This is a genomic window from Spelaeicoccus albus (assembly GCF_013409065.1).
Classification (GTDB): domain Bacteria; phylum Actinomycetota; class Actinomycetes; order Actinomycetales; family Brevibacteriaceae; genus Spelaeicoccus; species Spelaeicoccus albus.
In genome coordinates this window covers 1,730,732-1,755,622 of the sequence record NZ_JACBZP010000001.1, presented here as the reverse complement: position 1 = coordinate 1,755,622, position 24,891 = coordinate 1,730,732, and the positions used below count along the sequence as shown (strand labels likewise).

Here is a 24,891-nt window from a genome sequence, read left to right as displayed (position 1 = left end):
TAGCGCTCCGGTCACCAGCCGGCCGGCTTGATGACGTTCGGCGGTGTACCGGCGAACAGCGGAGCGACTTCCTCTTCGGTGTACCCGGCGATGCCGCAGCCGACCTTCGTCAGGTAGAACGTCAGTTCCGGGTGCCGACCGGCGAAGTCGACGAACGCCGCCGCTTCTCGCTGGAGCTCGCTCCGCCCGCCCATCGTCGGCAACGCGTAGGTCCGCCCCGTCAGCCCGGCGCCCACTCCCCATTCGGCGCCGAACTTCTCGTACGCCACGAGCGCCGCCCCGGCCCCGTGCGTGCCTGCCGCATTCGAGCCGAAAACGAAGATCTCGCCCGGCGCCAGTTCGCTGATCCGGTCCGGCGTGACCCGGGGACGGTCGGGAGTCATACTGCGCGCTTTTCCAATCGGCCGGCCAGGCCGTCGAGGACGATGTCGAATCGTTCGTGCATCCAGGTGCGTGCCTTGGCATGCAGCAGTTGCTGCATGTCCTCGCGCAGTTCGTGGTTCGCTTGGCTTTCCCATTTCCGCTGTTGCGCGGCGATCATTTTGCCTTGGCCATCCGGCATGGGCTGCTCGTTCTTGTCGAGCCTGTCGACGGTATCGAGACAGATCACGGAAATCAGGTTGACCGCGACGTTTGCCTCGCGCGGCGACAAGCCCTGCTTGACGACGTATTCGGCGGTGATCGTGGCGATGTTCACCAGCGCGGTCGGCGACGGGTTCAGTTCGAGCAGCGCCCGGCACGATCCCGGGTACTGGGTGAGGAAATCCAAGAACGCATCGGCGGTGCGCTCCAGAAAGTCCCGCCACGCGCCTTCCTTCGCCGGCCATTGATGGGCGTCGAGCGCCTTGTCCACTGCCAGTCGCGCAAGATCGTCGCTGCGGGTGATGTGCCGGTACAGGGAGCTTTGGCCGACTCCGAGCCGTTCAGCCACCTTCGTCGACGTGATGCCGTCCAGCTCGAGTATCGCCGCATCGGCGATCTGATCAAGCGTGATCATCGCCGGCCGGCCGACCTTGCGCTTTTCGTGCACAGGCCCACCCTGGTTTCCGAAAGTCATAGTGCCATTCTGCCCATCGAACCTGAGAACTTTGCGAACGCTTTACGCCTGCCGTCTGAATGTCGTGACGTACGGCGCATGCTCGACCGGATCGTCCGGCCGTTCCGCGGACCGCTCGGCAAGTGCCGCGGCGCCATCGAGTGCCGATCCCGCCGCGTCGACGACGTCGGCGTCCGGGCGTCGTTCGGAGAGTTCCCCGGCCAGCGCGTCGGCGTACAAGTCGCTCGAGCCGGTGATGCCGCCGGTGAACGCGACGATGGGAGCGACGCCGCCGTTCAATGCCGCCGCCGCGCACCGGGCCAGCCGGACCCCGGCCTCCGCCCAGATCCGCCGAGCCGCGTCGTCGCCGGCCCGGGCGGCATCCGCCGTGTCGGTGGCAAACGCGGCAAGCATGCCGGCCCGGTCCGTCGCCGAGTACAAGGCGGACGTGAGTGCGTCCGGCGGGCCGAACCGTTCAAGCATGCAACGGCGCAACTCGGGCGATCCGTCCGGCCGGCCGTCGTGAGCGCGAAGTGCTGCTTGCAGGCCCTTTTTGCCGATCCAGCTACCGCCGCCTTCGTCACCCAGCACATGGCCCCATCCGTCGACGCGGTTCCATACGCTTGCCAGGTCGGTGCCGAAGCCGATACATCCGGTACCGGCCGCCACGACGGCGCCGGGCCGGTAGCCGACGGCCCCCACCAGCGAAGTCAGCGCGTCCGAGGCCACGACCGTCACCCGGGCTCCCGTGATCCGGGCCAGCCCGGCATGCACGTCCGGGCTGCGCCGGCCCAACATGAGCAGGCCGCTTTGTCCGACCGCCGCAGCGTCGACGGCGCGCAGCGCCAGTCGATCCAGAGCGTCGCGGACAGGCTGCCGCAACGCGGCAACCAGGCCGGCTATATCGGGGCCGCCGGCAGCGACGTGAATGCCCGGCCCGGCGAATTCGATCCGACGACCCGCACCGCCGTCGATGCGGATGCGGCTGCCGGTGCCGCCGACGTCGATGGCACAAATGCTCATGTGATTCCTTTCCCGTGGCCACGACTCTATCGGCAGGCCGGATTGACTGCCCCGGTGCTCGGTGATGTTCTTTGACCGTGACTCCAGCCGATAACGACGCCCTCCGTTCCCAACTCTTCAGCTTCTCGACCGAACGCATTGATGCCGACCTGGCCGACGTGGACACGTGGCCGACAATCGACATGGTGCGGGCCATGAACGAACGGGACTCCGCTGTGCCGGCGGCCGTCGCGGTCGCGGCCGACCGGATTGCGGACGCCGTCGACGGCATCACCGCGCGAATGCGACGCGGTGGCCGGCTCATCTATGTGGGCGCCGGAACTCCCGGGCGTCTTGGGATCCTCGACGCCAGCGAGTGCCCGCCGACTTTCGGCACCGATCCGGAGCTGGTGGTCGGCGTCATTGCGGGCGGCGATCGGGCCGTCCGAACCGCCGTCGAGAATTCCGAAGACGACACGGCTGCCGGCGCCGACGATCTACGTGCTTTGGGGCTGACCGAGCGTGACGCCGTTGTCGGTCTGTCGGCGTCCGGTCGCACCCCGTACGTGACGGCGGCGCTCGAATTCGCCCGGTCGGTCGGTGCGTTGACGGTCGGCGTGGCATCGAATCCGGGCGCCGTGCTGTCGGCGAACGCCGATATCGGCATCGAAGTCGTCGTGGGACCCGAGTTCGTGGCAGGCTCGACGAGGCTCAAGGCCGGCACCGCGCAAAAACTCGTGTTGAACATGCTCAGCACCCTCACCATGGTCAAGCTGGGAAAAACGTACGGCACCGTCATGGTCGACTTGCAGGCGACGAACGCCAAGTTGCGCGCCCGGTCGGAACGCACCGTCATGGAGGTCACGGGGGTGGACGCCGCTTCGGCGTCCGAGGTGCTCGGACGGGCCGGCGGTTCGGTCAAGCTCGCTATTGCCATGACGCTGGGCGGGCTCGATGCTCCCGCTGCCCGGGCCGCTCTCGACAGGGCCGGCGGGAATCTCCGAACGGCTCTTGAACGCGGTTGACGGCAAGAGCCCGGGTACCGCGACGATTCAGCCCTCGAACAGCCCGCGCACGTCGTCCGCAGTTAGCTTGTTCGACAGGAACTCGCCGTCGTCGAGCACGCCGGCGAACAGCTTGGCCTTGCGTTCCTTGAGCTCCATCACCTTGTCTTCGATGGTGTCGGAGGCGACGAGACGGTAGACCATGACGTTCTTGGTCTGGCCGATCCGGTGCGTGCGGTCGACGGCTTGCGCTTCGGTGGCCGGATTCCACCAGGGATCCATGATGAAGCAGTAATCGGCTTCGGTGAGGTTGAGGCCGACGCCGCCGGCCTTGAGGCTGATGAGGAAGACGGGGTTATCGCCGTTCTTGAACCCGTCGATGACGGTCTTTCGGTTCCGGGTGCTGCCGGACAGGTAGCTGTACGCAATGCCTTCGGCTTCGAGACGAGACTTGATGAGCCCGAGAAACCCGGTGAACTGGCTGAACACGAGGGCGCGATGCCCTTCGGCGGCGAGATCGCCCAATTGCTCGAGCAGGGCGTCGATCTTGGCGGACGGCACCCCGGCGTGGTCGTCGTCGATCAGGACGGGCGCCAGGCTCAGCTGCCGCAGTAACGTCAGCGACCGGAAGATGGCTACCCGGTTCTTGTCCATATCGGCGATCAGGCCGAGCACCTTTTTGCGTTCGCGCTGCAGGTGCGTTTGATAAAGGCGCCGATGGGCCGTGTCGAGGTCGAGTTCAATGACCTGTTCTTGCTTTTCGGGAAGGTCCGTGACGACTTGCTGCTTCCGGCGGCGCATGATGAACGGCCGGATCCGCCTGCGCAACCGGGCCAGCCGCTCGGCGTCGCCGTTCTTCTCGATTGCCCTGCGGTAGTAGTGGGCGAAGTCCTTGTTTCCCGGGAGTAGGCCGGGGGCGACGATGGAAAAGATCGACCACAACTCCATCAAGTTGTTCTCCATGGGGGTGCCGGTGATCGCAATTTTGAACCGGGTATCGAGGCGGCGCGCGCATTGATAAAGACGCGCTTGATGATTCTTGGCCGCTTGCGCTTCATCGAGGATGAGGCCCGCCCAGTCTTCGGCACGGTATTCATCGAAGTCGAGCCGAAAGAGCGTGTACGACGTGACGACTACATCGGCGCCGCGAATCAGGTCCGCCAGAGACGAGCCACGCTTCGTCGACGTCTCCCCGATTGCGACGACGCGAAGGCCGGGGGTGAATTTCTCCGCTTCCGATGCCCAGCCGGACACCACCGAAGTGGGTGCGGCCACGAGGAACGGTCGGGCTTCGGCGGACGTGGATTTGGCATGTTGGATAAGCGCGAGCGCTTGGAGCGTTTTACCGAGACCCATATCATCGGCCAGCACGCCTCCGAGCCGGTAGCGCCACAGCATGGCAAGCCAACGGAATCCCTCGAGCTGATAGGGACGCAGCGTGGCGTCCAGACCGTCCGGAACCGCCGCCTCGGGCATGTCCGTCATGCCGGCCAGCTGTTTCAGCGAATCACGCCATACGGAAGTCTGCTGTTCGATGATGCCCAGTTTTTCAAATTCTTCCCAGAGCCCGGCCTGGAATTTGCTGATCCGCATGCCGTCCGGTGGTTGGTCTTCCAACGTGGCGGCTTCGTCGATTAGTTCGCGCAGCCGCGCAAGTTCGGGGACGTTCAGCGGGAAGTATTTACCGCTGGGCAAGATGAAATTATGGCGTCTGGCCGACAGGGCTTCGAAGAGCGAGGCGAAGGCAACGATCTCGCCGTCAATGGACACCGTGACGGTCAGATCGAGCCAGTCTCCGTCTTCCGCTTCGGTCTTTTGCTCGACGTGCACGAGCGGGGCACTTTCGGCCGGGTGGTAGTCGGGCCGCTCGCCGGTGATCTCGACGCGCACGTGCTCGAGGTCGATGAGCTTGTCCAGGACGTCGCGGGTGAAGTCGATGGCGTGGGTGCCGGTGAGCGTTTGTTCGGGGACGAGCTTCTCGGACGGGATCGGCAGCGATCCGAGGACGGATTGTTCGAAGTCGGTCATCCGGAATTCGCCCGGCCTCGGCCGCAGTGATTTCTTCACGTCGCCCGAGTAGATCCAGCTCCAGTTCAGCTCGAGTTTCCGGCTGTCGACGTAAGCCGCTTCAAGCAGGAGCACCGGAAGGACGACGTCCGGAGCCTGATACGAATCGTCGCTGCTGATGACGTCGAGCCGCTGCGACAAGACGGGGTAATAACGGGTCGCGAAATCCGGCTCATCGTCGGGCGGGACGCGGAGTGCTGCCCCGGTGAGCAAGAGCGACATGACGTCGGACGAGATGGGATTGCTCAGCGGAGCAACTTCGATTTGCGCGGCGTTGTCCGGCTGCCACGTATAGATTCCGTGCGCCGTACCGCCGATGAATCCGAGCCGGTCGGGCGCCACCGGCGCACCGGCCATCATGACTGTCGGCGACACCGTCAGCTCGGCGCCGCGTCTGATATCGAAGGTCGGGGCGGTGGGCTCGTGGACCGTCACGGACCCCCTGGACTTTGTGCTGATGAGTTCGACGCCGATCTCGGCTGCTTCGGCGAGCATCTGCCACAGTTTGGGGTTGGCGAAGTCGTCAAGGAACAAGCGTTGTTCGTTGGGGTAGTAGACGCTGGCTTGCGATTTGAACAAGGCGTAGAACTCGGTGAACCAGCGGAAGTGGTCCGGCCGGTAATTCGCCGAGCCTCCGTAATAGTTCAGCTCGCGCCACGACACTCCGCCGACGACCCACCGGCCGGCGTCGCCCTTCCGGGCCGGACGCACACCGAGCCGCCACCGCGGCACCGGTTCGCTGCTGCGCCGCCACCGGTTGCCCGGACGTTCGACAAGCTCGAACTGCAGTGCCAACGGCACGGTGGTGGCCGTGCTCGGGGCGAGCAGGCTGTCGAGCGCCTGCCGCCACGAGATTGCCTTTTCGGGCTGGGCCGACTCGGGCTGGGCTGCTTCGTGTCGGGCTGCTTCGCGCCGGGCGGCTTCGGGACGGCGTTCCCACGGGGCGGGGTCGGCCGAGGCCGGCGAGGATTGCGCATGCAACTCCGCAGGCATGCCGTTGTACCCGGCTTCGTAGTAGTCACTCGTGTCGAAGAGCATGGCTGCCACGTGCTTGCAGTTGATAGTGACGGGACAGCTGCAATGACCGAAGTTGTATTCGAGCGGGCCGCCGGCGCGAGCGTTGAATTTGGCCATGGCCCGATACGGCTTTGCCTCCGTACCCTTCACCAGCGAGCGCAACACGAGACGGTCGTCGTCCCATTTCACTTCGGTCACGCGATTTTGTTCCGCATACCGCAGACCGCGCTCGGCCGTCTCGCGGCCCAGCAGCCGAGCGATCATTCCGAAGTCCATTGCACCCCCACCCACGATCGCCGTTTCCTCGGGCAACGATATCGCCGCGGACCGACAGCCGCCGAAATCAGTGCACGGGAATAGCACCGACAGCCCCGTGGTTACAACTGGCATCAGATTACTTGAGTGTGTTAAACTCAAGATTATTCAGCAGTACGAACTCTAAGGAGTGAACGACATGACTTTTGATCCGTTCCGCGAACTGGACCGTTTGGCCGGCACAGTGCTGGATACCCGTAGCGGGCCACGGCAAATGCCGATGGACCTCTACCGGGACGGCGACCACTACGTCCTGAACGCCGAACTTCCCGGAATCGATCCGGGTTCGGTGGACATCGACGTCGATGGTCAGTTGCTGAGCATCCGCGCCGAGCGAACCGTCGGCAATCCGGAAGGCGCCAAGTGGATAGTGCGCGAGCGCCAGAACCGGTCGTTCCTGCGCCAGCTCAATCTCGGACAGGGAGTCGACACCGAGAAGATCACCGCGCACTATGAAAACGGTGTGCTGGGCGTCATCATCCCGGTCAGCGAGAAGGCCAAGCCGCGCAAGATCGCCGTCTCGGAGGGTTCGGCACGCGGCATCGAGACGCCGGTCGCGAGCGTCGAGCACGCCGACGCCGACGCGTAAAGTTCAATTCCTCCAGCGGGAGGTCCGCCCACCAGGCGGGCCTCCCGCTTTTTTCCTATTACGCACTTCACAGATAGCTTTCAGCCGTCAATAATGAACACGGCTGCCTACCCCAAGCAGTCACCCGAACCGGCCGGGCAGCATCGCTCTGTCGGCATCAACGATGAATTGAGGGCAATCATGGGAGTGAAGGCTAAACTCGCCGCCGCGGTCGTCGGCGCGTTCGTCGTCTCGACAATGGGGCCCACGATGGCAGCTGCCGCATCTGACGACGGATACGTTCCGCTCGCCGGCACCGCGCCATCGTGGGCTGCACCGAGTCAAAACGGCACTGTGTCCCCGCGTGATTTACGCGCCGGCCAGCAGACGAAAGCCACAATGCGTGTTCAAGTGTGGTTGCCGCAGCGTCACCGGGCAAAGTTAGCGAAGCTCGCTTCAGCGTTCGCCGATCCGGACAGTCCGCAATACGGCCGTTCAGTGTCGCTGTCGACGTACCAAAAGGAGTTCGCCCCCACAAAGTCCAGTGTCGCCAAGGTCGAGAAGTACCTGGCCAAACAGGGGCTCAAGAACGCCACGGTGTTGCCGCACCGCGCCGCTATCCAAGTCACGGCACCGAGCACGCGCGTGGCCAAGGCGTTCCGCACACCCATCAAGCGCGTATCGAACCACGGCAAGAAGATCGTGACCGCCACGAAGAACGCACGCGTGAAGTCGTCGATTGCGCCGTTGATCTCCACCATCACCGGCTTGACTCAGAATCCGGTGCACACCATGCGCGTCTCGAAGCATGTTGACCGCAACGGCAAGTCGCAGCCGTCGGCCGCCAAGCCCCCCAAGCAGGGTACGCAGTATTGGAAGCAGGCCAAGCCGAAGGGCAAAAAGGCCAAATTCGACCATCAGAGCCGGATCTTGTCGGGCTACCGTCCGGCCGACATCAAGAAGATCTACGGCATTCCGACGAAGCTGCAAAAGAAGTCGCCAACCCTGGGCATCGTCGATGCCTATGACGGCATCAACACCGTTCCCCAGACGAAGGACGGCGTAAAGGGCGACAAGAAGCAGACCATGAAGGACACGCGCAAGTACTTCAAGGGCCTGGGTCTCAAACCGCCGAAGTGGGATCAGTACGTCGATCACACGCCTGCCAAGGTCAAGGCGAACAGTGGCTGGTACGGCGAGCAGATTCTTGACGTGCAGTCGTCGTTCGCCGTCGCACCGAACGCGACGATTCACTACTGGGGCGCACCTGCCGCATACAACGCCGATCTGGACACGGCCTTGTACCAGGCCATCGTGTCCGGCGAAGTCACGACCGTCAGCAATTCCTACGGCGATATCGAAGCCAACGAGAGCAAAGCCGAAAATCGCACGTTCAACATGATCGGTCAGACCGCGTCGGTGCTCGGCGTCAGCATTTTCGCCTCCTCCGGCGATGACGGCGATTACTCGGCATTGGGCTACAAGCCGATGGCGTCGTCGGCCCCGGCAAACAGCCCGTGGGTCACCTCGGTCGGCGGTACGTCGGTCGGCTTGAACAAGCACGGCAAGACCGTTGTGCGGACCGGTTGGGAAGACGATCAGAGCTCGAACGGCAAGAAGAAGAACGCAACGTTCGTCTTCGGCGCCGGCGGCGGCTTGTCGACGCTGAACAAGGCGCCGGGCTACCAGTACATGGTCACCGACGTAAAGCAGCTCGCCATCCCGACTGCCGCCGCCTTGGCCGATCCGTACACGGGCTTCTTGGACTACCAAACCGGGAACTACAAGAAGCAGACCGGCAAATACGAAAGTTGGGGCGGCACCAGCCTCGCCTCGCCGTTGCTGGCCGCCATGGTCGGCCTGGCAAAGGTCAAGCACCATTCGCACTGGGGCCTGGCCAATCCGCGCCTGTTCCAGCTGTACAAGACGAAGGCTCTGAGCGATCCGCGTCAGTACAACGCCGCCGAATGGGGCCACGCGGCCGATGGCAGTCTCGCATACATCGCCTTTGACCGCGGACTGCAAACGCTGCAATCAACTGTCGGCTTCGACAACGTGACGGGGGTCGGCGCTCCGCACGGCAGGAAGTTCTTCAAGTTGATGAGCTGAACCGCCGGTTTCAATTGACAGGGGCCGGGCCCGCTCCAGCGGACCCGGCCCCTGCGCGTGTTTTCAGCGCGGCATGTGCACAATCAGATCCGCTCGACGGGCAGCGGCCTCGATCAGCACGGCATTTGCCTCGTCGCTGCCATTTGTCCATTCGCGAGCTGCCGCCGGAGATTTACCGAACCGGATGTGACGTGCCTCGAGCCGGCGACGCCGCTCCACGCCGTCCAGCTCCAAATGCCAGACGGTATCGATTGCGGACCTGGCCGCCCGCCACTCCCCCTCGCCCTCGCCCTCGAGCAAGAGGTAATTTCCCTCCGTGACGACGAGCGGGATTTCGGCGGGCACGTAGCGGGCGGCCGCGAGAGGTTCATCGATGTCGCGCCGAAACTCCGGAACGACGACCGGATCGCCGCGGCGAATGCGGCCGAGCATCACTGCATATCCGGCCGCGTCGAACGTGTCGGGTGCCCCTTTCCGCTCGGCCCGGCCGAACTCGGCAAGCAGGCTGTCGGCCAGGTGAAATCCGTCCATGGCCACCAGTCGGGCCGAGTCCGGCCCAAGTCGCCCCACTAGGTCGGCAGCAAGTGTCGACTTGCCCGATCCCGGCGCCCCGGTGATTCCCAGGATGTTCCGGGCGCCCGGAACGATCATGGCCTTTGCGCGCCGCACGAGCTCGTCGATGTCGTAGTTCAATTGCTCGGGCTCGGCCATGCTGCCCGCCTTCCTGATCGGCGCTCGACGCTACAGTTTCCTTCAAGGAGACTATCTGTGGACACCAACTGGGGCGGCACCGTGAAGTACGCAGCCGCCCGGCGCGACTATCCGGAAACGCCCGATGCGCTGCGTGAACTGGTGCGCGGCGCCCGACACGTCAAGGCGCTGGGGTCGCGGCATTCGTTCAATGGAATCGCGGACACGTCCGGAGTGCAGATTTCGTTGGAGCGGATGCGCACCAAGATCGAGATCGACGAGGTCGGCCGGGCCGTGAGCGTCTCGGGCGGGGTGCGCTACGGCGAACTGGCGGCAGCGCTGCACGAGCGCGGACTCGCGCTTGCCAACTTGGCGTCACTGCCGCACGTCACCGTGGCGGGAGCCTGCGCAACCGGCACGCACGGGTCCGGGAGCACGCAGCCACCGTTGTCGGACGCCGTCCGCAGCATCGACTTGGTGACGGCGGACGGCGATCTGGTGCGCATTGGCGCGGATGATCCGGAGTTGGCTGGAGCGGTGGTGAATCTGGGCTTGCTCGGCGTTGTCACACGGTTGACGCTGGACGTCGTGCCGGCGTTCGACGTGTGCCAGCATGTTTTCCTGGATTTGCCCCGGAAAATTGCCTGCGAGTCGTTCGACGGCGTGATGGCATCGGGGTACAGCGTGAGCCTCATGACCGATTGGTCCGGCGACGCATTCAGCCGGCTCTGGGTGAAATCAGTGAGTTCTACCGCCGTGGAATCGTTCGGTGCCCGCGCGGCCTCCATCCCGGTGCATCCGGTGGCCGGTGCGCCCGCAGAAGGGTGTACCGAACAGCTCGGCGTGCCCGGCGCGTGGCATTACCGACTTCCGCATTTCCGGCCGGACTTCACTCCCAGCAGTGGCCGGGAGATCCAGACCGAATACCTGCTGCCCCGGCGATACGCGCCGGACGCGATATCGGCACTTGAACGGCTCGGCCCTCGCCTGGCGAACGTGCTCTTCGTCAGCGAGGTGCGCACGGTAGCGGCCGACCGGCAATGGATGAGCCCGGCGCATGGCCGCGACAGCGCTGCATTTCACTTCACGTGGAGACCGGACGCCGACGCGGTAGCCGCCGTCCTTCCGGCGCTGGACGACGTGCTTCGGCCATTCGGTGCGCGGCCGCACCTGGGCAAGGCCTTTCACGTCCGCCCAGGGCAAATCGCCGATCTCTACCCCCGATTCGCGGACTTCCTGGCACTGCGAGAACAGCTCGACCCCAGGGGCAAGTTCGACAACCAGTTCGCGCGGGCGCTGTTCGGCTAAGCCACGGCGACCGGCTGGCCGGATTGCACGGAGAGATAGGCGGCCTCAACGATTTGAGTCGTACGAATGCCGGACCCGAAGCCCGGTTCGGCGACACGGCCTTCTCGGACGGCACTCACGAATTCGGCGAGCATCAAAGAATTGACGTCGGTGCCGAACGGAAGCCAGACCGGCCGGCGTCCGGATTCGGTGAATCCTTCGACGCGCGCGGCGAACGCGTCAAGTGCGGCGAGACCGCCGGTTCCCGTGACGTGCATGGTCAAGCCGCCCCACGTTGGGTAGTGGCGGGGCCGCGACCAGCTGCAATCGATGGTGGCGATCAGCCCGTCCTCGTAGTCAATAGTGACCACACCGCCGGTCTCGACTTCGTGCTCGCCGAACAGGTGATTGGCAACAGCGTGCACGCGTACCGGGGCCAGTCCGAACAGCGCATCGACCAGATCGGCGATATGCACGGTGTGGTCGATGATCGCTCCCCCGCCGGCGAGTTCTTTGTCGATGAACCAACGCCGCGTGTCGATGGGGATCCGGCCGTTGTTGGTGCCCGACACGGCAACAATGTCCCCCAACCGGCCGGCGTCGACAGCAGAGCGCAGGTCGCTGAAGTCCGGATTGAAACGCACCGGAAACGCGACCATCAGGTTGACGCCTGCCCCGTTGCAGATTTCCCGGGCGGCTCTCGCATCATGCACCGTCGTGGCAAGTGGTTTTTCGCACAAGATCTGAGCGCCCGCTCCGGCCGCCAAGCGGATCGCGTCGAGGTGCCTGGAGTTTTCGGTTGCGATGATGACGCCGTCCGGCTTCCATGCCAGCAGCTCGCCGTACGTCTCCGCGTAGTCGATGCCCAGGTCGGCTGCGAGTTCGCGGCCGCGCTTCTCGCCCCCGGCCGCGTCGGCTTCGTCAGTGGACGGGTCCGCCGCACGCACTTCGACGCCGGTCATCTCGCGCAGCACCGCCGCGTACCCGGCCGCATGGTGATGGGCGAACGACATGATGCCGATCTTGGTGTTGGGAATGCCGGTCATGTCGCTACCTCCTGCTCTGCGAGCTCGATGCGTTGCCCGGTTTCCAGCGACTTCATTCCGGCGAGAGCCAAATCGACGGCCGCGATTCCATCGGCGGCAGTGACCGACACCGCCGCCCCCGTCGTGATCGCCGTAGCGAATTCCCTGATCTCGGCCGCGTACGGAGTCTCGGCACTCGTCATCGGCGGCAGATATGCCGTCTCCGGCCGCTCGGAGGATCGCGCGCCGTCGAACTCCAGTCCGGGATGGGCCGTCGAATCGTACGACAGAATCCCGTCCGAGCCCGCGAGGTCGAACGTCGTCCTGAACGTCGTGCCCGGCGGCGACCACACGCTTGCACAATGACTGATGGCACCGGAGGCGTGAGTGACAACGGCATGCGCGGCGCCGACTATCCGATCGCCGGCCCCGCGCTGACGGCGAACGGCATAGATCGAGGCGGCGGGCCCCGCAAGACGGCGCGCCTGATCAAGGTCGTGGATCATCAGGTCCATGAGGATGCCTCCGGACTGTGCCTCGTCGGCGTACCAGCCCGAGCGGCCCGGAAACTCCGCAATGCGGCTGAAACGTAGAACTCCCGGAGCACCGATATCGCCGCGCTGAACTGCCTCGTTCGCTGCGCGGTAAGCGGGAAAGAACCGGACGACGTGGGCGGGGAATAGCAGGACGCCGGCCTCGGCACACGCTGCTACCGCGGCCCGGGCATCCGCCGACGTCCGAGCCAGCGGCTTTTCACACATGACGTGTACGCCGGCCGCCGCCGCTTGTTCGACTATCGCGCGATGGGTGGGCGTCGGCGTGCAGACATCGGCGGCGTCGCACCACGCCAGCACGTCATCGAACGAGTCTGCGACGGTTCCGCCAAAACGCCCGACGAGGTCGGCGGCTTTACCATCCGCCGTGTAGACCCGCACGTCGTGCCCTTGCTCCACCCACGCGGGCAGGTGGGCAGTCGCGATTCCGCCGGCACCAATCAGGCCAATCTTCATGTGCTTTCTTCTCTCAGGTAGCCGGCGCCTCGACTTTTGGCTCGTAGTTTGTTGCGGCGACGTAGTTCATTGCGGCGTTTGGCGTGGTGGCGGCGGGCGTGGTCTTGTTTGGCGATGGTTTTGTCGGCTTGGGTTGCGACGAAGTCGAGGTAGGCGAGTTCTTCGGCGGTGGCGTCGGGGTCGGTGTCTTCGTAGGTGTCGTATTGGTGTCCGGTGGGCAGGGTCCAGCGGATGATTCGTGGTCCGCCGGGGGTGTCCGGCGGGAGGGGTATCGAGTGGAATCGGCGTGTTGTTTTGGCTTGGTGATGTGATTTGCAGACCGGTTGAAGGTTGTCCGGGTCCGAGTCGCCTTCGGGCCAGGGTTTCAGATGGTCGAGTTCGCATTGTTCGGCGGGTTTGCTGCAGGCCGGGAGGGTGCAGGTGGTGTTGCGGGCGCGGATGTATTGTTGCGCGCCGGTCGTGAGTCGGTAGTGGCCGCGTTCGGCGTCGATGGGCCTGCTGGTGATCGGGTCGGTGAGGATGCGTTCGATCCATCCGGCTCCGGCGGCCAGGCGGCGGGCCATGGCCGCGGGGATCGGCCCGTACCCGTTCATGTGCCCGGGTAGCGTGCCGCCGAGGAGCGTGGTGACCGGGATGGTCACGCCGATCCGCCACCGCGACCCGTCCGCGACCGAGTTATCGTCGCTCGTACTCTCGTCGGCGCCGGTATCCTCGTCGGCGCTGGGGCGGGTGCCGGCGAGGAGGTCGAAGCGTTTTTGCGGGCTCGTGCGCGTGTCGGCGCCGTCGGTGGCGTGCGCGGCCTTGTCGAGGCGCCGGTAGAGCAGGGCGAGACGGTCGGCCGGCCCGTACGCCATCAACCAGGCCGCGCCGGCAGCGTCGGGCATGAACTCCACGCGCCGGTCGGTGATTACGCGCGCGTGATCCTCTTCAGTCCGGTCGGGCTGGTGGGCCATGATCCACCGTTTGAGCCGCCGAGAAAACGCGTCGAAACTAATTCCGTCATCCCACCCGTCGACCGTGTCGTCCAGCTGCCGGGCCAAGGCCGCGGGAAGGTGCCCGGCCTGGTCGAGGATCTTCCGGTACCGGCGCGCCGAGATCCGCCCGGCCTTGAACGCTGCCAGCGTGCGCGGCAGACACATCACGGCCAATTCCGACTCGATGAGCCGAGACGCTCCGGTCCGCCCGGCAATATCGAGCTCACACCCGACCTCGTCCCCAGCCCACCGGACCAGACTCTCGGCAAAAATGTCACGAGCAGTGATTCCCGCACAGTCGGCCGGGCCGACAGCGTTCGCCGCAGCGATCGGATCAGCCACGCCGGCATTCGCCACGCCGGCGTTCGCCGCACGGGCCCTGGAAGTGTCGGCGTCTGCCGCGCCGGCGTTCGTCGTTTCGGGACTGCTCGCAGCGGGTTTGTCATCGTCCGTGCCTGGGACGCCCGACGCCTCAGTGAACGCCCCGTCCGCGTCAAACGCCTTATCCGGATCCGTACGATACGAGCCGAACGCGGCAAGAAACTCCGTCTGCCGCGCCTGGACGAACGCCGCCAACTGTGCACACCGACCCGCATATTCCAGGCACTCCCCGGCATCCAGGGTTGCAACGTTGACATCCGCAACCCCGGCGAACATGCTCGCATCGGGCATATCGGCCGAGTGCTCGGGGCCGGGAACACCGCCTGCCTTCTTCATACTGCACACGATACGGGCCCGCACTGACAGTCACCCCGACGAAAACAGCCGATTTACCCAACCCAACATCACAAAACAATAACGGTTCCAATTTTCGGAAAAACCGCGGAAAAATATCGGATATATCCCCACGACCGAGCCGGGCGTGGCAGGATGGGATCCGGAATCCCCGAATCCCAACTGCACGTCATGATCGACAGCACGGCTGCTCGACGGCAAAAAACTCATACCAGCCCAAAGCCCGCACGCATCCATAGAAGGAGAACCTTTTGGGTACTCTCGGCCGCGTCAACGCGGCGGCGTCCTACCTGGCCGCCGACGACAACACAGTCAAGCAACTGCACCAGCCTTGGGCTTCGCACGACACCCAAGTCCTGATCATCGCAGCCCTTGGCATCGCCATCGTCGTCTTGCTGATCGTGTGGCTGAAGATGCACGCATTCTTGGCGCTGACTATCGGCTCGCTGTTCGTCGGCATCGGGTCTGGCATCGGATTGACGGACGTCGCAACCTCCTATGAAACGGGAGTCGGGGCGGTACTCGGCAATGTTGGCGTCCTGATCGTGCTGGGAGCAATTCTCGGCAAGCTCCTTGCCGATTCCGGCGGCGCCGACGAGATAGTCGACACGCTGCTCAAGGGCGGCGGGAGATCCCTACCGTGGAAGATGGCGCTTGTCGCGTTCATCATCGGCATTCCCATGTTCTTCGAGATCGGCTTGGTTCTGCTGATTCCCGTCATCATGCTGGCCGTCAAGCGTGCCAAGCGCCCGGCCATGCTGCTGGCCATTCCGGCGCTGGCCGGCCTATCCGTGCTGCACGGGTTCATCCCGCCACACCCGGGGCCCCTCGCCGCGATCGCCAATTTGCACGCGGATCTCGGCATCACCCTTGCCATCGGACTGGCCATCGCAGTTCCCACCGTCATCATCGCGGGACCGCTGTTTTCACTCGTGGCAGCGAAATGGGTGCCCATCGGCGCCGCGGGAGCCGGCGGAGCCCTGGTCGGCGCGACAGCCGGCAACGGCGGCGGAACCGGCAGCCAACGCGACGATACCGACACCACAGAAGTTCAATCCACCCGCGGCAGCCGCGACCCGGAGGCCAAGCGCAGCCCCACGTTCACGTGGACGCTGATCACTATCCTCTCCCCCGTCTTCTTGATGCTCGTGCGTGCGGCCGCTGAAGTCTGGATGAGCGACAAGGCATGGATCTATCCGCTGATCGAGTTCGTCGGCGAGCCGGTCGTTGCGCTTCTCATCGCCGTCCTCCTTGCCATGATCACGTTCGGCACGTCGGTCGGCTTCAGTGGATCGTCGATTGCCGACAGGATGAGCAAAAGCCTGATGCCGATCGTGTCGGCCACATTCATCGTCGGCGCCGGCGGCGGCTTCAAACAGGTGCTGGTGGACGGCGGCACCGGCGTGGCCATCGGCAAGATCGCCATCGCCGCGAGCCTTTCGGTAATCCTGTTGGGCTGGCTGGTTGCCGTCATGATCCGCTTGGCGACCGGTTCGGCCACCGTGGCAACCGTCACGGCATCCGGAATCGTTGCCCCGCTCGCCTCGACGCTGCCGCCCACGCACTTGGCTCTCGTCGTCCTCGCGGTCGGCGCCGGATCGCTGTTCTTCTCGCACGTGAACGACGCGGGCTTCTGGCTGGTGAAGGAGTACTTCGGCATGACTGTCGGCCAGACCATCAAGACCTGGTCGGTCATGGAAACGCTGATCTCGGTGGTCGGGCTCGGGCTCGTCTCGCTGATCGCGCTCTTCTTGTAGCGGGACCGTCAGCAGACAGGACAGTAGTCCCTCAGTCCCCGGACACCGCACTAGTTCGATTCCGTGCCTCGTCGAGGTACGCGTACGCGGTAACGCGTGAGATTCCAAGCCGGGCGCCGATGCGCTCAACCGATTTCTTCATCTGCAGCGCGCCTTGCTTATCGAGTCGCATCAGCACGTTCATGCGGTCGTCCCGGTTCATCTGCTCGACGGGCTTGCCGACGAGACGGATCGCCTCGGCGATCATGGCGTCCATGACGGATACCAAATCGCTCTCGATGAACTCATGCGGCCGGTCACCCGCACCGGGCGGATCCGACGGGGCCAGGCCGTCGAGCAGCGCCTTCGCCTGTTGTATCGGGCTGAGATCGACATTGATGCACAGCGCCGCAATGACGGCGCCCGACGTGTTGCGGAAGTAGATCGACGAACAGCGCAGCTCCCGCCCGTCCCGGGCAACTCCACGGTAACCGAAAGCGTCGTGATCGGCCGATTGATCGTGAAGTACTCCTACGCCGAGGTTTGTGGAGGGCCCGCCCACGTCACGACCGGTGACCTGCCCGTTCTCGATCGCGATGATCGTATGCCCCAGGTCGACATCTGCACCTGACAAATCATGCAACACGACCTCGCAAGACGGCCCGCCGGCCGCCGCGATGGCGCGCATAACCGGACGGAACACCTCGATCACCTCGTCCGTGGACTCGTAGGTGCGGGCATACGGCGAATGAGCGGACGGCGTCACTTCGGATCCGGTGGACATGCAACCTTCCTTTAACGCACGACTCGAACTTTTTGTATTAGACATAGACATTATGTCTATAGAACGTCTAGTCTAACAGTGCTCCACCCCGAACATCCTGGGCCGCCGACGCCGTCCAGCGAATGCACTGCAGCATTCCGCAGATACGCACCAAGAGTAAGGAGGCTCTGATGGGCCAGGTAGAAAAATCGGCTTCATTGAGGTCGGCAATACCGCCACGACGGCGCCGCGCGGTTGTCGGCGGCGCGATCGGCACACTGATGGAGTACTACGACTATTACCTCTACGGGCTCGCCTCGGCCACAGTATTCCCCGCCGTGTTTTTCCCGAGCGAGAGCGCCGTGACCGGAACTCTTGAATCATTCGCCAGTTTTGCCTTCGGCTTTCTACTACGACCAATCGGCGGCCTCGTCTTCGGCGATATCGGCGACCGGCTGGGACGTAAGGCCTCTCTGATGATCACCGTCATCGGCATGGGATTGTCGACGGCAGCCATCGGGTTGATTCCGTCCGCGTCGTCCATCGGGATTGCCGCGCCGATACTTCTTTTAACGTTCCGAATGCTGCAGGGATTGTTCGTGGGCGGTGAGATGGGCAGCGCGGCGGCTCTCGTCGTCGAACACGCACCCGTCGGACGGCGCGGCCTGTTCGGCGCACTGCTGATCAGCGGCGCCGGCATCGCCAACGTCGCATCCGCCGGATTCATGGCCGCGCTCGGCACAGGCTCACACTCCTTCTTCATGACCTGGGGATGGCGCATACCGTTTGTCTTTGCGCTGGTGCTTGCCGTGATCGCCGTTATCCTGCGATCGAAGCTGGAAGAATCCGACGAGTTCAAGGAGTTCTCGGCCAAGAGCAAAACCAAGCAGACACGCCGCAAGTTCCCGTTGCGGGAAGTATTCCGGCACCCGAAGAACACGATCCTCGGCATTCTGATCGGCCTGCCGCAAAGCATCGCCGGCTACGTCGTTCTGACGTTCGGGCTGGCATACATGGTCTCCAAGGGCACCGAGGCGCAAGTCGGATTCATCGGCACGATGATTGTCGGCGTCTTGCAAATCTTCGCGGCGCCGCTCTGGGGCAGCCTGTCCGACAAGATCGGGCGACGAAAGCTCTACATCGGCGCCTGTGCGACATTCGCGCTCTTGATATATCCGGTGCTTGCGCTCTACAGCACGGAAGTCGCTGTACTCATCTGGCTCGGCATGGTCATCGGTTTCGTCATCCCGGGCGTCTGCATGCAAGGAACGCTGCAAACGATGCTCAGCGAGATGTTCGACGTCGAAGCCCGCACCACCGGCGTCAACATCGGCTACCAGATCTCCAATACGCTTGGCGGCGGCTTCGCTCCGCTGATCTGCGTTGCGCTGGCCACCGCGGCAGGCAGCATCTGGCCGGTAGTGGTCTACGTGGCGGTGATCGCCCTCATCGGCGTGGTTGCCACAGCTTATGCCTCGTTCCGACCGGACATCGCCGGCGCGGCTCGGTTGCACGAGGTCGCCTGACTCACCGGGCGAGTGCTCCGGCTTCCGTCAGCCTCTTAAGAAGCCGACGGAAGCCGGGGCACCATGATGAACGGAAGTCTCGACGTCGGGTAATTACCGTCCGTCGGGGATTGCGGCAACCGCGTCGATTTCCACGAGGATGTTCGCCAATTGCGACCCCACGGTCGTGCGAACCGGATACGGCTCGGAAAAGAACTCCTTGTACGCTTCGTTGAACTCCGCGAAGTTCGCCAGGTCCGACAAGTGCACCGTCATTTTGACGCAGTCGTCCAGGCTGAGTCCGCGCTCGACCAGGACTGCTTTCACGTTGTTCAATACCTGCCGCGTCTGGTCGCCGACCGAATCGGCGACCTCACCGGTGCTCGGCACCTGGGGCCCGAATCCGGCAGTATAGAAGAATCCGTTCGCCTCGATGCCCTGGCTGTACGGGCCGGCCGGCTGCGGGGCGTTTGCTGTGTGCGTTGCTGATTTAGCCATGGGTTTTCCTTTCCTGGTGGCTTGTCATTTTCTCCGGGTCTCGATGCCGCTGGGGGCGGCGAGCGAGTTTATCCCAACTCACGCGAGATGCGCGCGGCGGTTTGTTGCATCAGCGGGATGCGGGTTTTGAGTTGGTCGAGGTCTTCGCGCATCCGGATCGCGGTCAACGACAGCGCGCCGACGACGCCGACCGAGCTGTGAATCGGGACGGCGACGCAATTGACGAAGTCTTCGAACTCGCCGTCGTCGGCCGCCCACCCTTGACGCGCCACGTCGACGAGCGCGGCGTCCAGTTCCGCACGCGTCGTGATCGTCGAGTCCGTGTATTTCGTCCATGTCGCCGTTTGCAGGACGGCGTCGCGCTGCCGGTCGTCGAGGCCGGCCAAGATGGCCTTGCCGGCGCCGCTGCAATTCGGGTGGACCCGGGCGCCCACGCTCGAATACATGCGGGTGCCGCCGGCGTCCTCGATCTTGACGGCGTAAATGATGGCGCTCTCCATCAGCGCGGCAATATGCACTGTGTTGCCGACGGCCTGTTGCAGTCGACGCGCGTGTTCCGTACCGGCCTCGCGCAGATCGATGCTGTCGAGGGAGGCCTGCGCCAGGGCGGCAAGGTGCAGGCCGAGGCTGTACGTGCCGTCGTGGCGGCGTCGAACGTAGCCGACCTCTTCGAGCGACTGCAGTTCACGGAACATCGTCGACCGGTGCAGGTCGAATTCAGTGGCGAGTTGCACGACCGTTTTCGGCTCGGCCGCGATTGAATCGACGATTCGGGCCGCTCGCCGCACGCTTTGGGACATCAGCGGCCCTTTCCCGGCGCCCGGGCGTCGTCCCGCCTCAGCCCGGCTCCCGGCGTGCAGTCGGTCATCACACCGGAGCGCAGCACGGGGCGGCCGGCGACGAGCACGTCGTCGATTCCGACCGCTTCGCCGAGCGGAGCGTCGTACGTGGCGGTATCGGCGACGGATGCCGGATCGACGACTATCAAGTCGGCGACCCACCCTTGCCGAACTTTGCCGCGTCGTCCGAGTCCGAACCGTTCGGCCGGCGCCGTCGCCAAGTGCGCGGCGGCTTGTCCCCAGGTCCACGTCGATCGCTCGCGCACGAATTCGCGCAAGTAGCGGGCAAAAGTGCCGCGAGCACGCGGGTGTGGATGATCGCCGATGAAGATGCCGTCGGATCCGCCCATATGGCCGGGGTGGGCGAAAATGCGCGCCAAGTCGTCGGCCGATCGGTCGTGCCGAACGGCCATGACGGCGTTGACCTCCAGCCGGGACGCGGCCAGCACGTCGAGGACGAAGTCGATCGCATCGAGCCCGGCCCGGTCCGCAGCTTGCTCGACGCTCAGGCCGCAAGCCCAGGTGAACTCGACGGCCGCGATATGGGAGAGCGTGACCATGGCGGGCCATTCCGGCCCGAGGCTGGCATTGCGTTCGACGGCCGGGAACCAATCGCGTCGCAGCGTTGCCCGTTCGATCGGATCGCTGAGCGTGTCAACGACCGTGTCGACCGGCTGTGCGGACAGCCCCGGCGGCAGGAGCGGCATGCCGAGGAGCGTGCACCCGCGCATATAGGGATAGGCATCGAACGTCGCGTCGACGCCGGCCCGGTCGAGCGTGCTCATCCCGGCCAGGACGACGTCCGGATCGGCATGGAAGTGCGAGACGTGGGCGCGGACGCCGGCGGCCTGCGCAATGGACCTGATCTCGTCGATGCCGGAGTCCGAGTTGGCTTCGTATCCGCCGCGCATATGGGAGACGTATACGCCGCCGGCTGCGGCGACCGGGGCGCACAATGCGGCGATCTCGGACGACGGGGCAAAGATGCCGGGAACGTAGTCGAGTCCCGTCGACAAGCCGACAGCGCCGTCTTGCATGCCGGCGTCGACAAGTGCGGCCATCGCCTCGACTTGGGAGCCGTCTGCCGGCGCGGTGGAGCGGCCGCACACTTCCCACCGCACGGTGCCGGCCGGCACGAGATAGGCGACATTGAGCCGCGACTCACGGTCCGCCGCGGCGAGATAGCCGGCCACGCCGCCGCCGGAATAGGTCCGATGCGGGCCGTTGATGGCGGCAAAGTATTCGCCGGCGTATTGTCCGTCACCCGGGGCGTAGGACACGCCGTCCTGCCCGGCGATCACACTGGTGACTCCCTGTGTGAGCAAAGCGCGTTGAACGCCACCGTCGCGCAGCAGTCCGTCGGCATGCGAATGGACATCGATGAAGCCGGGCAACACCATCCGGCCGCGGCAGTCGATGATCGCATCGGCCTCGTTGACGACGCCCCGGTCGCTCTCCGAGTCCGCGACGATTTCCGCAATGATCCCGTCATCCACCACGACGTTCGCGTAGCGCGCGGCGTCGCCGTCGACGACGGTTCCGCCCTGCAACACGATTCGCATGCGGCGTCCTTTCCGTGCGGGGAGCGCTCCTTCTATGCATTATATGCACACATTGTTGCACGAACGGCACAGATTCGACATAGTTGACTCATGACGCCCGCACGCATGCCCCGGCTGATCTCCATCGGTGAGACGATGGCGCTCGTCACGCCGGCGACCACGATGCCGCTGGCCGCCGCCGTCGATTTCCACCTCGATGCGGGAGGTGCCGAATCCAATGTCGCCGCTCACGCCGCGCAGCTCGGAGTGCCGTCGGCTTGGGTGAGCGCGCTCGGCGATGACGCGCTCGGGCAGCGCATCCGCTCGACGCTCGAACGCCGGGGCGTGGACGTCCGCTGGGTCGCGATCGACCCCGACGCCCCAACCGGCGTGTATTTCAAAGACCCCGGTCACGGCGTCCTTTATTACCGCCGCGGCTCCGCAGCCTCGAAGATGAGCCCGGCCGGCATCGCCGACATTCGGCTCGAGGATGCCGACGTCGTGTACATTTCCGGCATCACGCCGGCGCTGTCCGCGTCGTGCCGCGCACTCACCGATTCGGTGTTCGAACGCGCTGCGGCAGCCGGTACTACGCTCAGCTTCGACATCAACCATCGTCCCGCCTTGTGGAAGAACGGCGACGCAGGTACCACGCTGCTCGAATTCGCCCGCCGCGCCGATATCGTCTTCGTCGGGCTCGATGAGGCGGCCGCCCTGTGGGAGTGCGTCACTCCGGACGACGTCCACGCCCTGCTACCCGAGCCCGGGCACTTGATCGTGAAGGACGGCGACGTTGGTGCCACCGAGTTCCGCCGGACCGGGGGAAATTCCATTTTCGTCCCGGCCATTCCGACTCGCGTTGTCGAAGCGGTGGGCGCCGGTGACGCATTTGCCGCCGGATATCTGGCCGCCGCGCTCGAAGGACTGCCGCCGGCGGAAAGGCTTCAGGCCGGCCACGAACGAGCTCGACAGGTCTTGACGTCCACCAGCGACTTCATTGTCGAACCGCCGGCGCCGATCGCCGAACCAAGCGAACCAGTCTCCGAACCAACACCGTGAAAGGGCCGTCCATGGTCGACAACTCTGCATTTGAAACGATCTTCGGCGCGGTACCGCTGATGGCAATCATGCGCGGCATGGGAGCGGATCGCAGCCTTGCCCTCGCAACATCCGCATGGGATCTCGGCATCGATGTCGTCGAACTGCCGATCCAGTCGCCCGAAGATATCGAGGCGCTGCGCATCGTTGCCACCGAAGGGCGCAGCCGCGGCAAACACGTCGGTGCCGGCACCGTCGTCACCACCGACCATGTGGAGCAGGCCGCCGAAGCCGGTGCGACGTTCACGGTGAGCCCGGGCCTCGATTTGGACGTTGTCCGGGCCTCGGCGGACGCCGGGTTGCCGCCGATGCCCGGCGTCGCCACCGCCTCGGAAGTGCAGCTGGCCATGCGCGAAGGTCTCACGTGGCTCAAGGCGTTCCCGGCGTCCCTGTTGGGCCGCTCCTGGTTCGGCGCAATGCACGGACCGTTCCCGACTGCCACGTTCGTGGCGACCGGCGGCATGAATGCGGCAAATGCCGGCGAATTTCTCGACGCCGGCGTAGCGGTCGTCGCAGTCGGATCGGCGCTCGAGGACGAGACGCAGCTGCCCAAACTCGCCGCCTTGTTGGAAAGGAAAGCGTGAACGTGGCCTACGCCGGGCCGAAACGACAACCACCAACCCACGAGGAGTCAACCGTGAGCGCACAGCAAGAAAATTCCTATGACGCCGGCCGGATCGCGGCCTTGGGCGATGAAGTCCTCGCCGCGGACGAGAAGTCGATCCCGGTGGCGGCGGACGGGGTGAGCGTGCGCGATTTCCTGGCCTCCGGCCCGCATCTGTCGGACTTCTCGACTCCGCTGCTGACACTCGACAGGCAAACACTCACCGACAACACCGAGCATTTGGCCCGTTGGTGCGCAGCGGCCGGCGTCGAACTCGAACCGCACGGCAAGACGACAATGGCACCGGCACTGTGGGCCGAACAAGCGGACGCCGGGGCACGCGGCATCACGCTCGCCAACTTCCCGCAGCTGCGGGTCGGCCGCGAATTCGGGTTCCGGCGGCTCCAGCTGGCCAACGAACTGACCGATCCGCATGCCATCGAATGGGTGGTCGCGGCGCGAACAGTCGACCCGGAATTCGAGTTCGCCTGCTGGGTTGACTCCGATCAAGGCGTGAACCTGTTACAGGCCGCCCTCGACCGCCTCGACACCGATCAGACGATCGATCTCATCATCGACTTCGGCAGGACCGGCGGACGATCGGGTGCCCGCACGCCGGACGAAGCACTTGCCGTGGCCCGTGCCGTGCGTGCCGCCCCGAGCCTGCGACTTGTCGGAATCGGCGGATACGAAGGCGCGTTGGCGCATCACGCCGACGATGCCGGGCTCTCGGCCGTCACCGACTATCTCCGCGTCATGCGCGGCGTACACGAGCAGATCGAGTCGGAAGATCTCTATGCCGAGGGCGCGGAGCGGATCCTCACTGCCGGCGGCAGCGCCTTCTTCGACCTGGTGGTGGCCGAGTTGGGCCCGTGCATCAAACCGGCGACCGGCAGCGATCCCGGCACCGCCGTCGTCCTGCGTTCGGGAGCGTACATCGTGCACGACGACGGTTTCTACCGCGGTATCTCGCCGTTCTCGCGCGGCGTTGACAATCCGTTCCGGTCGGCCATGCACGCATGGGTGCGTGTCGTGTCGCAGCCGGAAGAAGGACTTGCTCTGCTCGACGCCGGCAAACGCGACGTGCCCTACGACGAAGGACTGCCGGAGCCGCACGCCATCGCGTCCGGTTTGGGCCGTCCGGCCACCGCTTTGCACGATACGAGCATTTCGGCGGTCAACGACCAGCACGCGTTCTTCCGGTTCGATCCGGCCACGACGAACGTGCGCGTCGGCGACGTCGTGAAGCTCGGCCTGTCTCATCCGTGCACGGCCATGCAGACGTGGCGGTACATTCCGGTACTCGACGGCAGCGGGGACGATCCGCGCGTGACGGACCTGGTCCGCACGTTCTTCTAGGACTATCAAGTAGACGGAACACACAATCAAATGTTCCGAGATTGTCGAAATCTATAATCCCGCCATGGGTGAATCCAGCTATCTTTACAAGTAAAGAGATAGTCACCGG

At 64.8% G+C, this 24,891-nt stretch carries 21 protein-coding genes; 9 read left to right on the top strand and 12 right to left on the bottom strand.

Annotation, left to right across the window (positions count from 1 at the left end; translation table 11 throughout):
• Nucleotides 1-11: 11 nt before the first annotated feature.
• The 3 genes from BJY26_RS08080 to BJY26_RS08070 form a co-directional block, all read right to left on the bottom strand.
• The gene (locus BJY26_RS08080) at nucleotides 12-383 is read right to left on the bottom strand and encodes an A1S_2505 family phage non-structural protein (RefSeq protein WP_179427213.1); all 372 of its coding nucleotides are present in this window, start codon (nucleotides 381-383) and stop codon (nucleotides 12-14) included.
• Nucleotides 380-1,030: a TetR family transcriptional regulator gene (locus BJY26_RS08075; protein ID WP_179427211.1), complete on the bottom strand. Its 651-nt coding sequence runs from the start codon at nucleotides 1,028-1,030 to the stop codon at nucleotides 380-382. Before BJY26_RS08075 ends, BJY26_RS08080 begins: the two co-directional genes overlap by 4 nt.
• A 69-nt stretch (nucleotides 1,031-1,099) precedes the next feature.
• A complete protein-coding gene (locus BJY26_RS08070; protein WP_179427209.1) occupies nucleotides 1,100-2,059 on the bottom strand; it encodes an N-acetylglucosamine kinase in 960 nt (319 codons plus the stop codon).
• Nucleotides 2,060-2,136: 77 nt separating this feature from the next.
• Between BJY26_RS08070 and murQ the strand changes: the two genes are divergently transcribed.
• Nucleotides 2,137-3,063 carry an N-acetylmuramic acid 6-phosphate etherase gene (gene murQ, locus BJY26_RS08065; protein WP_237249119.1) on the top strand — a complete coding sequence of 309 codons (927 nt, stop codon included), beginning with the start codon at nucleotides 2,137-2,139 and terminating at the stop codon, nucleotides 3,061-3,063.
• 27 nt (nucleotides 3,064-3,090) lie between these two features.
• Here murQ and BJY26_RS08060 read toward each other — a convergent pair whose 3' ends face one another.
• The gene (locus tag BJY26_RS08060; protein ID WP_179427205.1) at nucleotides 3,091-6,402 is read right to left on the bottom strand and encodes a DEAD/DEAH box helicase; all 3,312 of its coding nucleotides are present in this window, start codon (nucleotides 6,400-6,402) and stop codon (nucleotides 3,091-3,093) included.
• 178 nt (nucleotides 6,403-6,580) lie between these two features.
• Here BJY26_RS08060 and BJY26_RS08055 point away from each other — a divergent pair, with 178 nt between their 5' ends.
• Together BJY26_RS08055 and BJY26_RS08050 are read left to right on the top strand one after the other, a co-directional pair.
• The gene (locus tag BJY26_RS08055) at nucleotides 6,581-7,030 is read left to right on the top strand and encodes an Hsp20/alpha crystallin family protein (RefSeq protein ID WP_179427203.1); all 450 of its coding nucleotides are present in this window, start codon (nucleotides 6,581-6,583) and stop codon (nucleotides 7,028-7,030) included.
• Between the two features lie 93 nt (nucleotides 7,031-7,123).
• Complete coding sequence (locus tag BJY26_RS08050) at nucleotides 7,124-9,118, top strand: S53 family peptidase (RefSeq protein WP_179427201.1); 1,995 nt, start codon at nucleotides 7,124-7,126, stop codon at nucleotides 9,116-9,118.
• A 63-nt stretch (nucleotides 9,119-9,181) separates the two neighbouring features.
• Here BJY26_RS08050 and BJY26_RS08045 read toward each other — a convergent pair whose 3' ends face one another.
• Nucleotides 9,182-9,829 (bottom strand): nucleoside/nucleotide kinase family protein, encoded by a 648-nt coding sequence (locus BJY26_RS08045; protein WP_179427199.1) that lies wholly within the window; start codon nucleotides 9,827-9,829, stop codon nucleotides 9,182-9,184.
• Between the two features lie 57 nt (nucleotides 9,830-9,886).
• On the opposite strand from BJY26_RS08045, the gene BJY26_RS08040 reads away from it, so the two are divergent.
• Nucleotides 9,887-11,116, top strand: coding sequence for an FAD-binding protein (locus tag BJY26_RS08040; RefSeq protein ID WP_237249120.1), 1,230 nt, complete (start codon nucleotides 9,887-9,889; stop codon nucleotides 11,114-11,116).
• Here BJY26_RS08040 and BJY26_RS08035 read toward each other — a convergent pair.
• From BJY26_RS08035 to BJY26_RS08025, 3 genes are read right to left on the bottom strand one after another with little or no spacing between them, the layout of a single operon-like run.
• Entirely contained in the window at nucleotides 11,113-12,141 is a 1,029-nt protein-coding gene (locus BJY26_RS08035) for a Gfo/Idh/MocA family protein (RefSeq protein ID WP_179427195.1), read from the bottom strand. The genes BJY26_RS08040 and BJY26_RS08035 overlap by 4 nt on opposite strands.
• Nucleotides 12,138-13,130 carry a Gfo/Idh/MocA family protein gene (locus tag BJY26_RS08030; RefSeq protein WP_179427193.1) on the bottom strand — a complete coding sequence of 331 codons (993 nt, stop codon included), beginning with the start codon at nucleotides 13,128-13,130 and terminating at the stop codon, nucleotides 12,138-12,140. Before BJY26_RS08030 ends, BJY26_RS08035 begins: the two co-directional genes overlap by 4 nt.
• Complete coding sequence (locus tag BJY26_RS08025; RefSeq protein WP_179427191.1) at nucleotides 13,127-14,821, bottom strand: HNH endonuclease signature motif containing protein; 1,695 nt, start codon at nucleotides 14,819-14,821, stop codon at nucleotides 13,127-13,129. Before BJY26_RS08025 ends, BJY26_RS08030 begins: the two co-directional genes overlap by 4 nt.
• Before the next feature lie 338 nt (nucleotides 14,822-15,159).
• Between BJY26_RS08025 and BJY26_RS08020 the strand changes: the two genes are divergently transcribed.
• Nucleotides 15,160-16,596: a GntT/GntP/DsdX family permease gene (locus tag BJY26_RS08020; RefSeq protein ID WP_308191263.1), complete on the top strand. Its 1,437-nt coding sequence runs from the start codon at nucleotides 15,160-15,162 to the stop codon at nucleotides 16,594-16,596.
• 31 nt (nucleotides 16,597-16,627) lie between these two features.
• Here BJY26_RS08020 and BJY26_RS08015 read toward each other — a convergent pair whose 3' ends face one another.
• A complete protein-coding gene (locus BJY26_RS08015; RefSeq protein WP_179427189.1) occupies nucleotides 16,628-17,359 on the bottom strand; it encodes a helix-turn-helix transcriptional regulator in 732 nt (243 codons plus the stop codon).
• A 170-nt stretch (nucleotides 17,360-17,529) separates the two neighbouring features.
• Here BJY26_RS08015 and BJY26_RS08010 point away from each other — a divergent pair, with 170 nt between their 5' ends.
• Nucleotides 17,530-18,864 (top strand): MFS transporter, encoded by a 1,335-nt coding sequence (locus BJY26_RS08010; RefSeq protein WP_179427187.1) that lies wholly within the window; start codon nucleotides 17,530-17,532, stop codon nucleotides 18,862-18,864.
• A gap of 93 nt (nucleotides 18,865-18,957) precedes the next feature.
• Here BJY26_RS08010 and BJY26_RS08005 read toward each other — a convergent pair whose 3' ends face one another.
• The 3 genes from BJY26_RS08005 to BJY26_RS07995 all read right to left on the bottom strand — a co-directional run bounded on the left by BJY26_RS08005 (nucleotide 18,958) and on the right by BJY26_RS07995 (nucleotide 21,742).
• On the bottom strand, nucleotides 18,958-19,341 hold the full coding sequence (locus BJY26_RS08005) for a RidA family protein (protein ID WP_179427185.1): 384 nt from the start codon (nucleotides 19,339-19,341) through the stop codon (nucleotides 18,958-18,960).
• Between the two features lie 68 nt (nucleotides 19,342-19,409).
• Complete coding sequence (locus BJY26_RS08000; RefSeq protein ID WP_179427183.1) at nucleotides 19,410-20,141, bottom strand: IclR family transcriptional regulator; 732 nt, start codon at nucleotides 20,139-20,141, stop codon at nucleotides 19,410-19,412.
• Entirely contained in the window at nucleotides 20,141-21,742 is a 1,602-nt protein-coding gene (locus BJY26_RS07995; protein ID WP_179427181.1) for an N-acyl-D-amino-acid deacylase family protein, read from the bottom strand. The genes BJY26_RS08000 and BJY26_RS07995 overlap by 1 nt, the downstream gene beginning before the upstream one ends.
• Before the next feature lie 90 nt (nucleotides 21,743-21,832).
• Here BJY26_RS07995 and BJY26_RS07990 point away from each other — a divergent pair, with 90 nt between their 5' ends.
• The 3 genes from BJY26_RS07990 to BJY26_RS07980 are packed head-to-tail and all read left to right on the top strand — an operon-like array spanning nucleotide 21,833 to nucleotide 24,782.
• On the top strand, nucleotides 21,833-22,780 hold the full coding sequence (locus BJY26_RS07990; RefSeq protein ID WP_237249047.1) for a sugar kinase: 948 nt from the start codon (nucleotides 21,833-21,835) through the stop codon (nucleotides 22,778-22,780).
• A gap of 11 nt (nucleotides 22,781-22,791) precedes the next feature.
• The gene (locus BJY26_RS07985) at nucleotides 22,792-23,403 is read left to right on the top strand and encodes a bifunctional 4-hydroxy-2-oxoglutarate aldolase/2-dehydro-3-deoxy-phosphogluconate aldolase (protein ID WP_179427179.1); all 612 of its coding nucleotides are present in this window, start codon (nucleotides 22,792-22,794) and stop codon (nucleotides 23,401-23,403) included.
• A 53-nt stretch (nucleotides 23,404-23,456) separates the two neighbouring features.
• On the top strand, nucleotides 23,457-24,782 hold the full coding sequence (locus tag BJY26_RS07980) for an alanine racemase (protein ID WP_179427177.1): 1,326 nt from the start codon (nucleotides 23,457-23,459) through the stop codon (nucleotides 24,780-24,782).
• Nucleotides 24,783-24,891: the final 109 nt, after the last annotated feature.

What these genes read in the sequence shown, in the direction of transcription:
- BJY26_RS08080 (WP_179427213.1), bottom strand. Translation starts at nt 383, where the DNA reads ATGACTCCCGACCGTCCCCGGGTCACGCCGGACCGGATCAGCGAACTG.
- BJY26_RS08070 (WP_179427209.1), bottom strand. Translation starts at nt 2,059, where the DNA reads ATGAGCATTTGTGCCATCGACGTCGGCGGCACCGGCAGCCGCATCCGC.
- BJY26_RS08060 (WP_179427205.1), bottom strand. Translation starts at nt 6,402, where the DNA reads ATGGACTTCGGAATGATCGCTCGGCTGCTGGGCCGCGAGACGGCCGAG.
- BJY26_RS08055 (WP_179427203.1), top strand. Translation starts at nt 6,581, where the DNA reads ATGACTTTTGATCCGTTCCGCGAACTGGACCGTTTGGCCGGCACAGTG.
- BJY26_RS08050 (WP_179427201.1), top strand. Translation starts at nt 7,124, where the DNA reads ATGAACACGGCTGCCTACCCCAAGCAGTCACCCGAACCGGCCGGGCAG.
- BJY26_RS08045 (WP_179427199.1), bottom strand. Translation starts at nt 9,829, where the DNA reads ATGGCCGAGCCCGAGCAATTGAACTACGACATCGACGAGCTCGTGCGG.
- BJY26_RS08035 (WP_179427195.1), bottom strand. Translation starts at nt 12,141, where the DNA reads ATGACCGGCATTCCCAACACCAAGATCGGCATCATGTCGTTCGCCCAT.
- BJY26_RS08030 (WP_179427193.1), bottom strand. Translation starts at nt 13,130, where the DNA reads ATGAAGATTGGCCTGATTGGTGCCGGCGGAATCGCGACTGCCCACCTG.
- BJY26_RS08025 (WP_179427191.1), bottom strand. Translation starts at nt 14,821, where the DNA reads ATGAAGAAGGCAGGCGGTGTTCCCGGCCCCGAGCACTCGGCCGATATG.
- BJY26_RS08015 (WP_179427189.1), bottom strand. Translation starts at nt 17,359, where the DNA reads ATGTCCACCGGATCCGAAGTGACGCCGTCCGCTCATTCGCCGTATGCC.
- BJY26_RS08010 (WP_179427187.1), top strand. Translation starts at nt 17,530, where the DNA reads ATGGGCCAGGTAGAAAAATCGGCTTCATTGAGGTCGGCAATACCGCCA.
- BJY26_RS08005 (WP_179427185.1), bottom strand. Translation starts at nt 19,341, where the DNA reads ATGGCTAAATCAGCAACGCACACAGCAAACGCCCCGCAGCCGGCCGGC.
- BJY26_RS08000 (WP_179427183.1), bottom strand. Translation starts at nt 20,141, where the DNA reads ATGTCCCAAAGCGTGCGGCGAGCGGCCCGAATCGTCGATTCAATCGCG.
- BJY26_RS07995 (WP_179427181.1), bottom strand. Translation starts at nt 21,742, where the DNA reads ATGCGAATCGTGTTGCAGGGCGGAACCGTCGTCGACGGCGACGCCGCG.
- BJY26_RS07990 (WP_237249047.1), top strand. Translation starts at nt 21,833, where the DNA reads ATGACGCCCGCACGCATGCCCCGGCTGATCTCCATCGGTGAGACGATG.
- BJY26_RS07985 (WP_179427179.1), top strand. Translation starts at nt 22,792, where the DNA reads ATGGTCGACAACTCTGCATTTGAAACGATCTTCGGCGCGGTACCGCTG.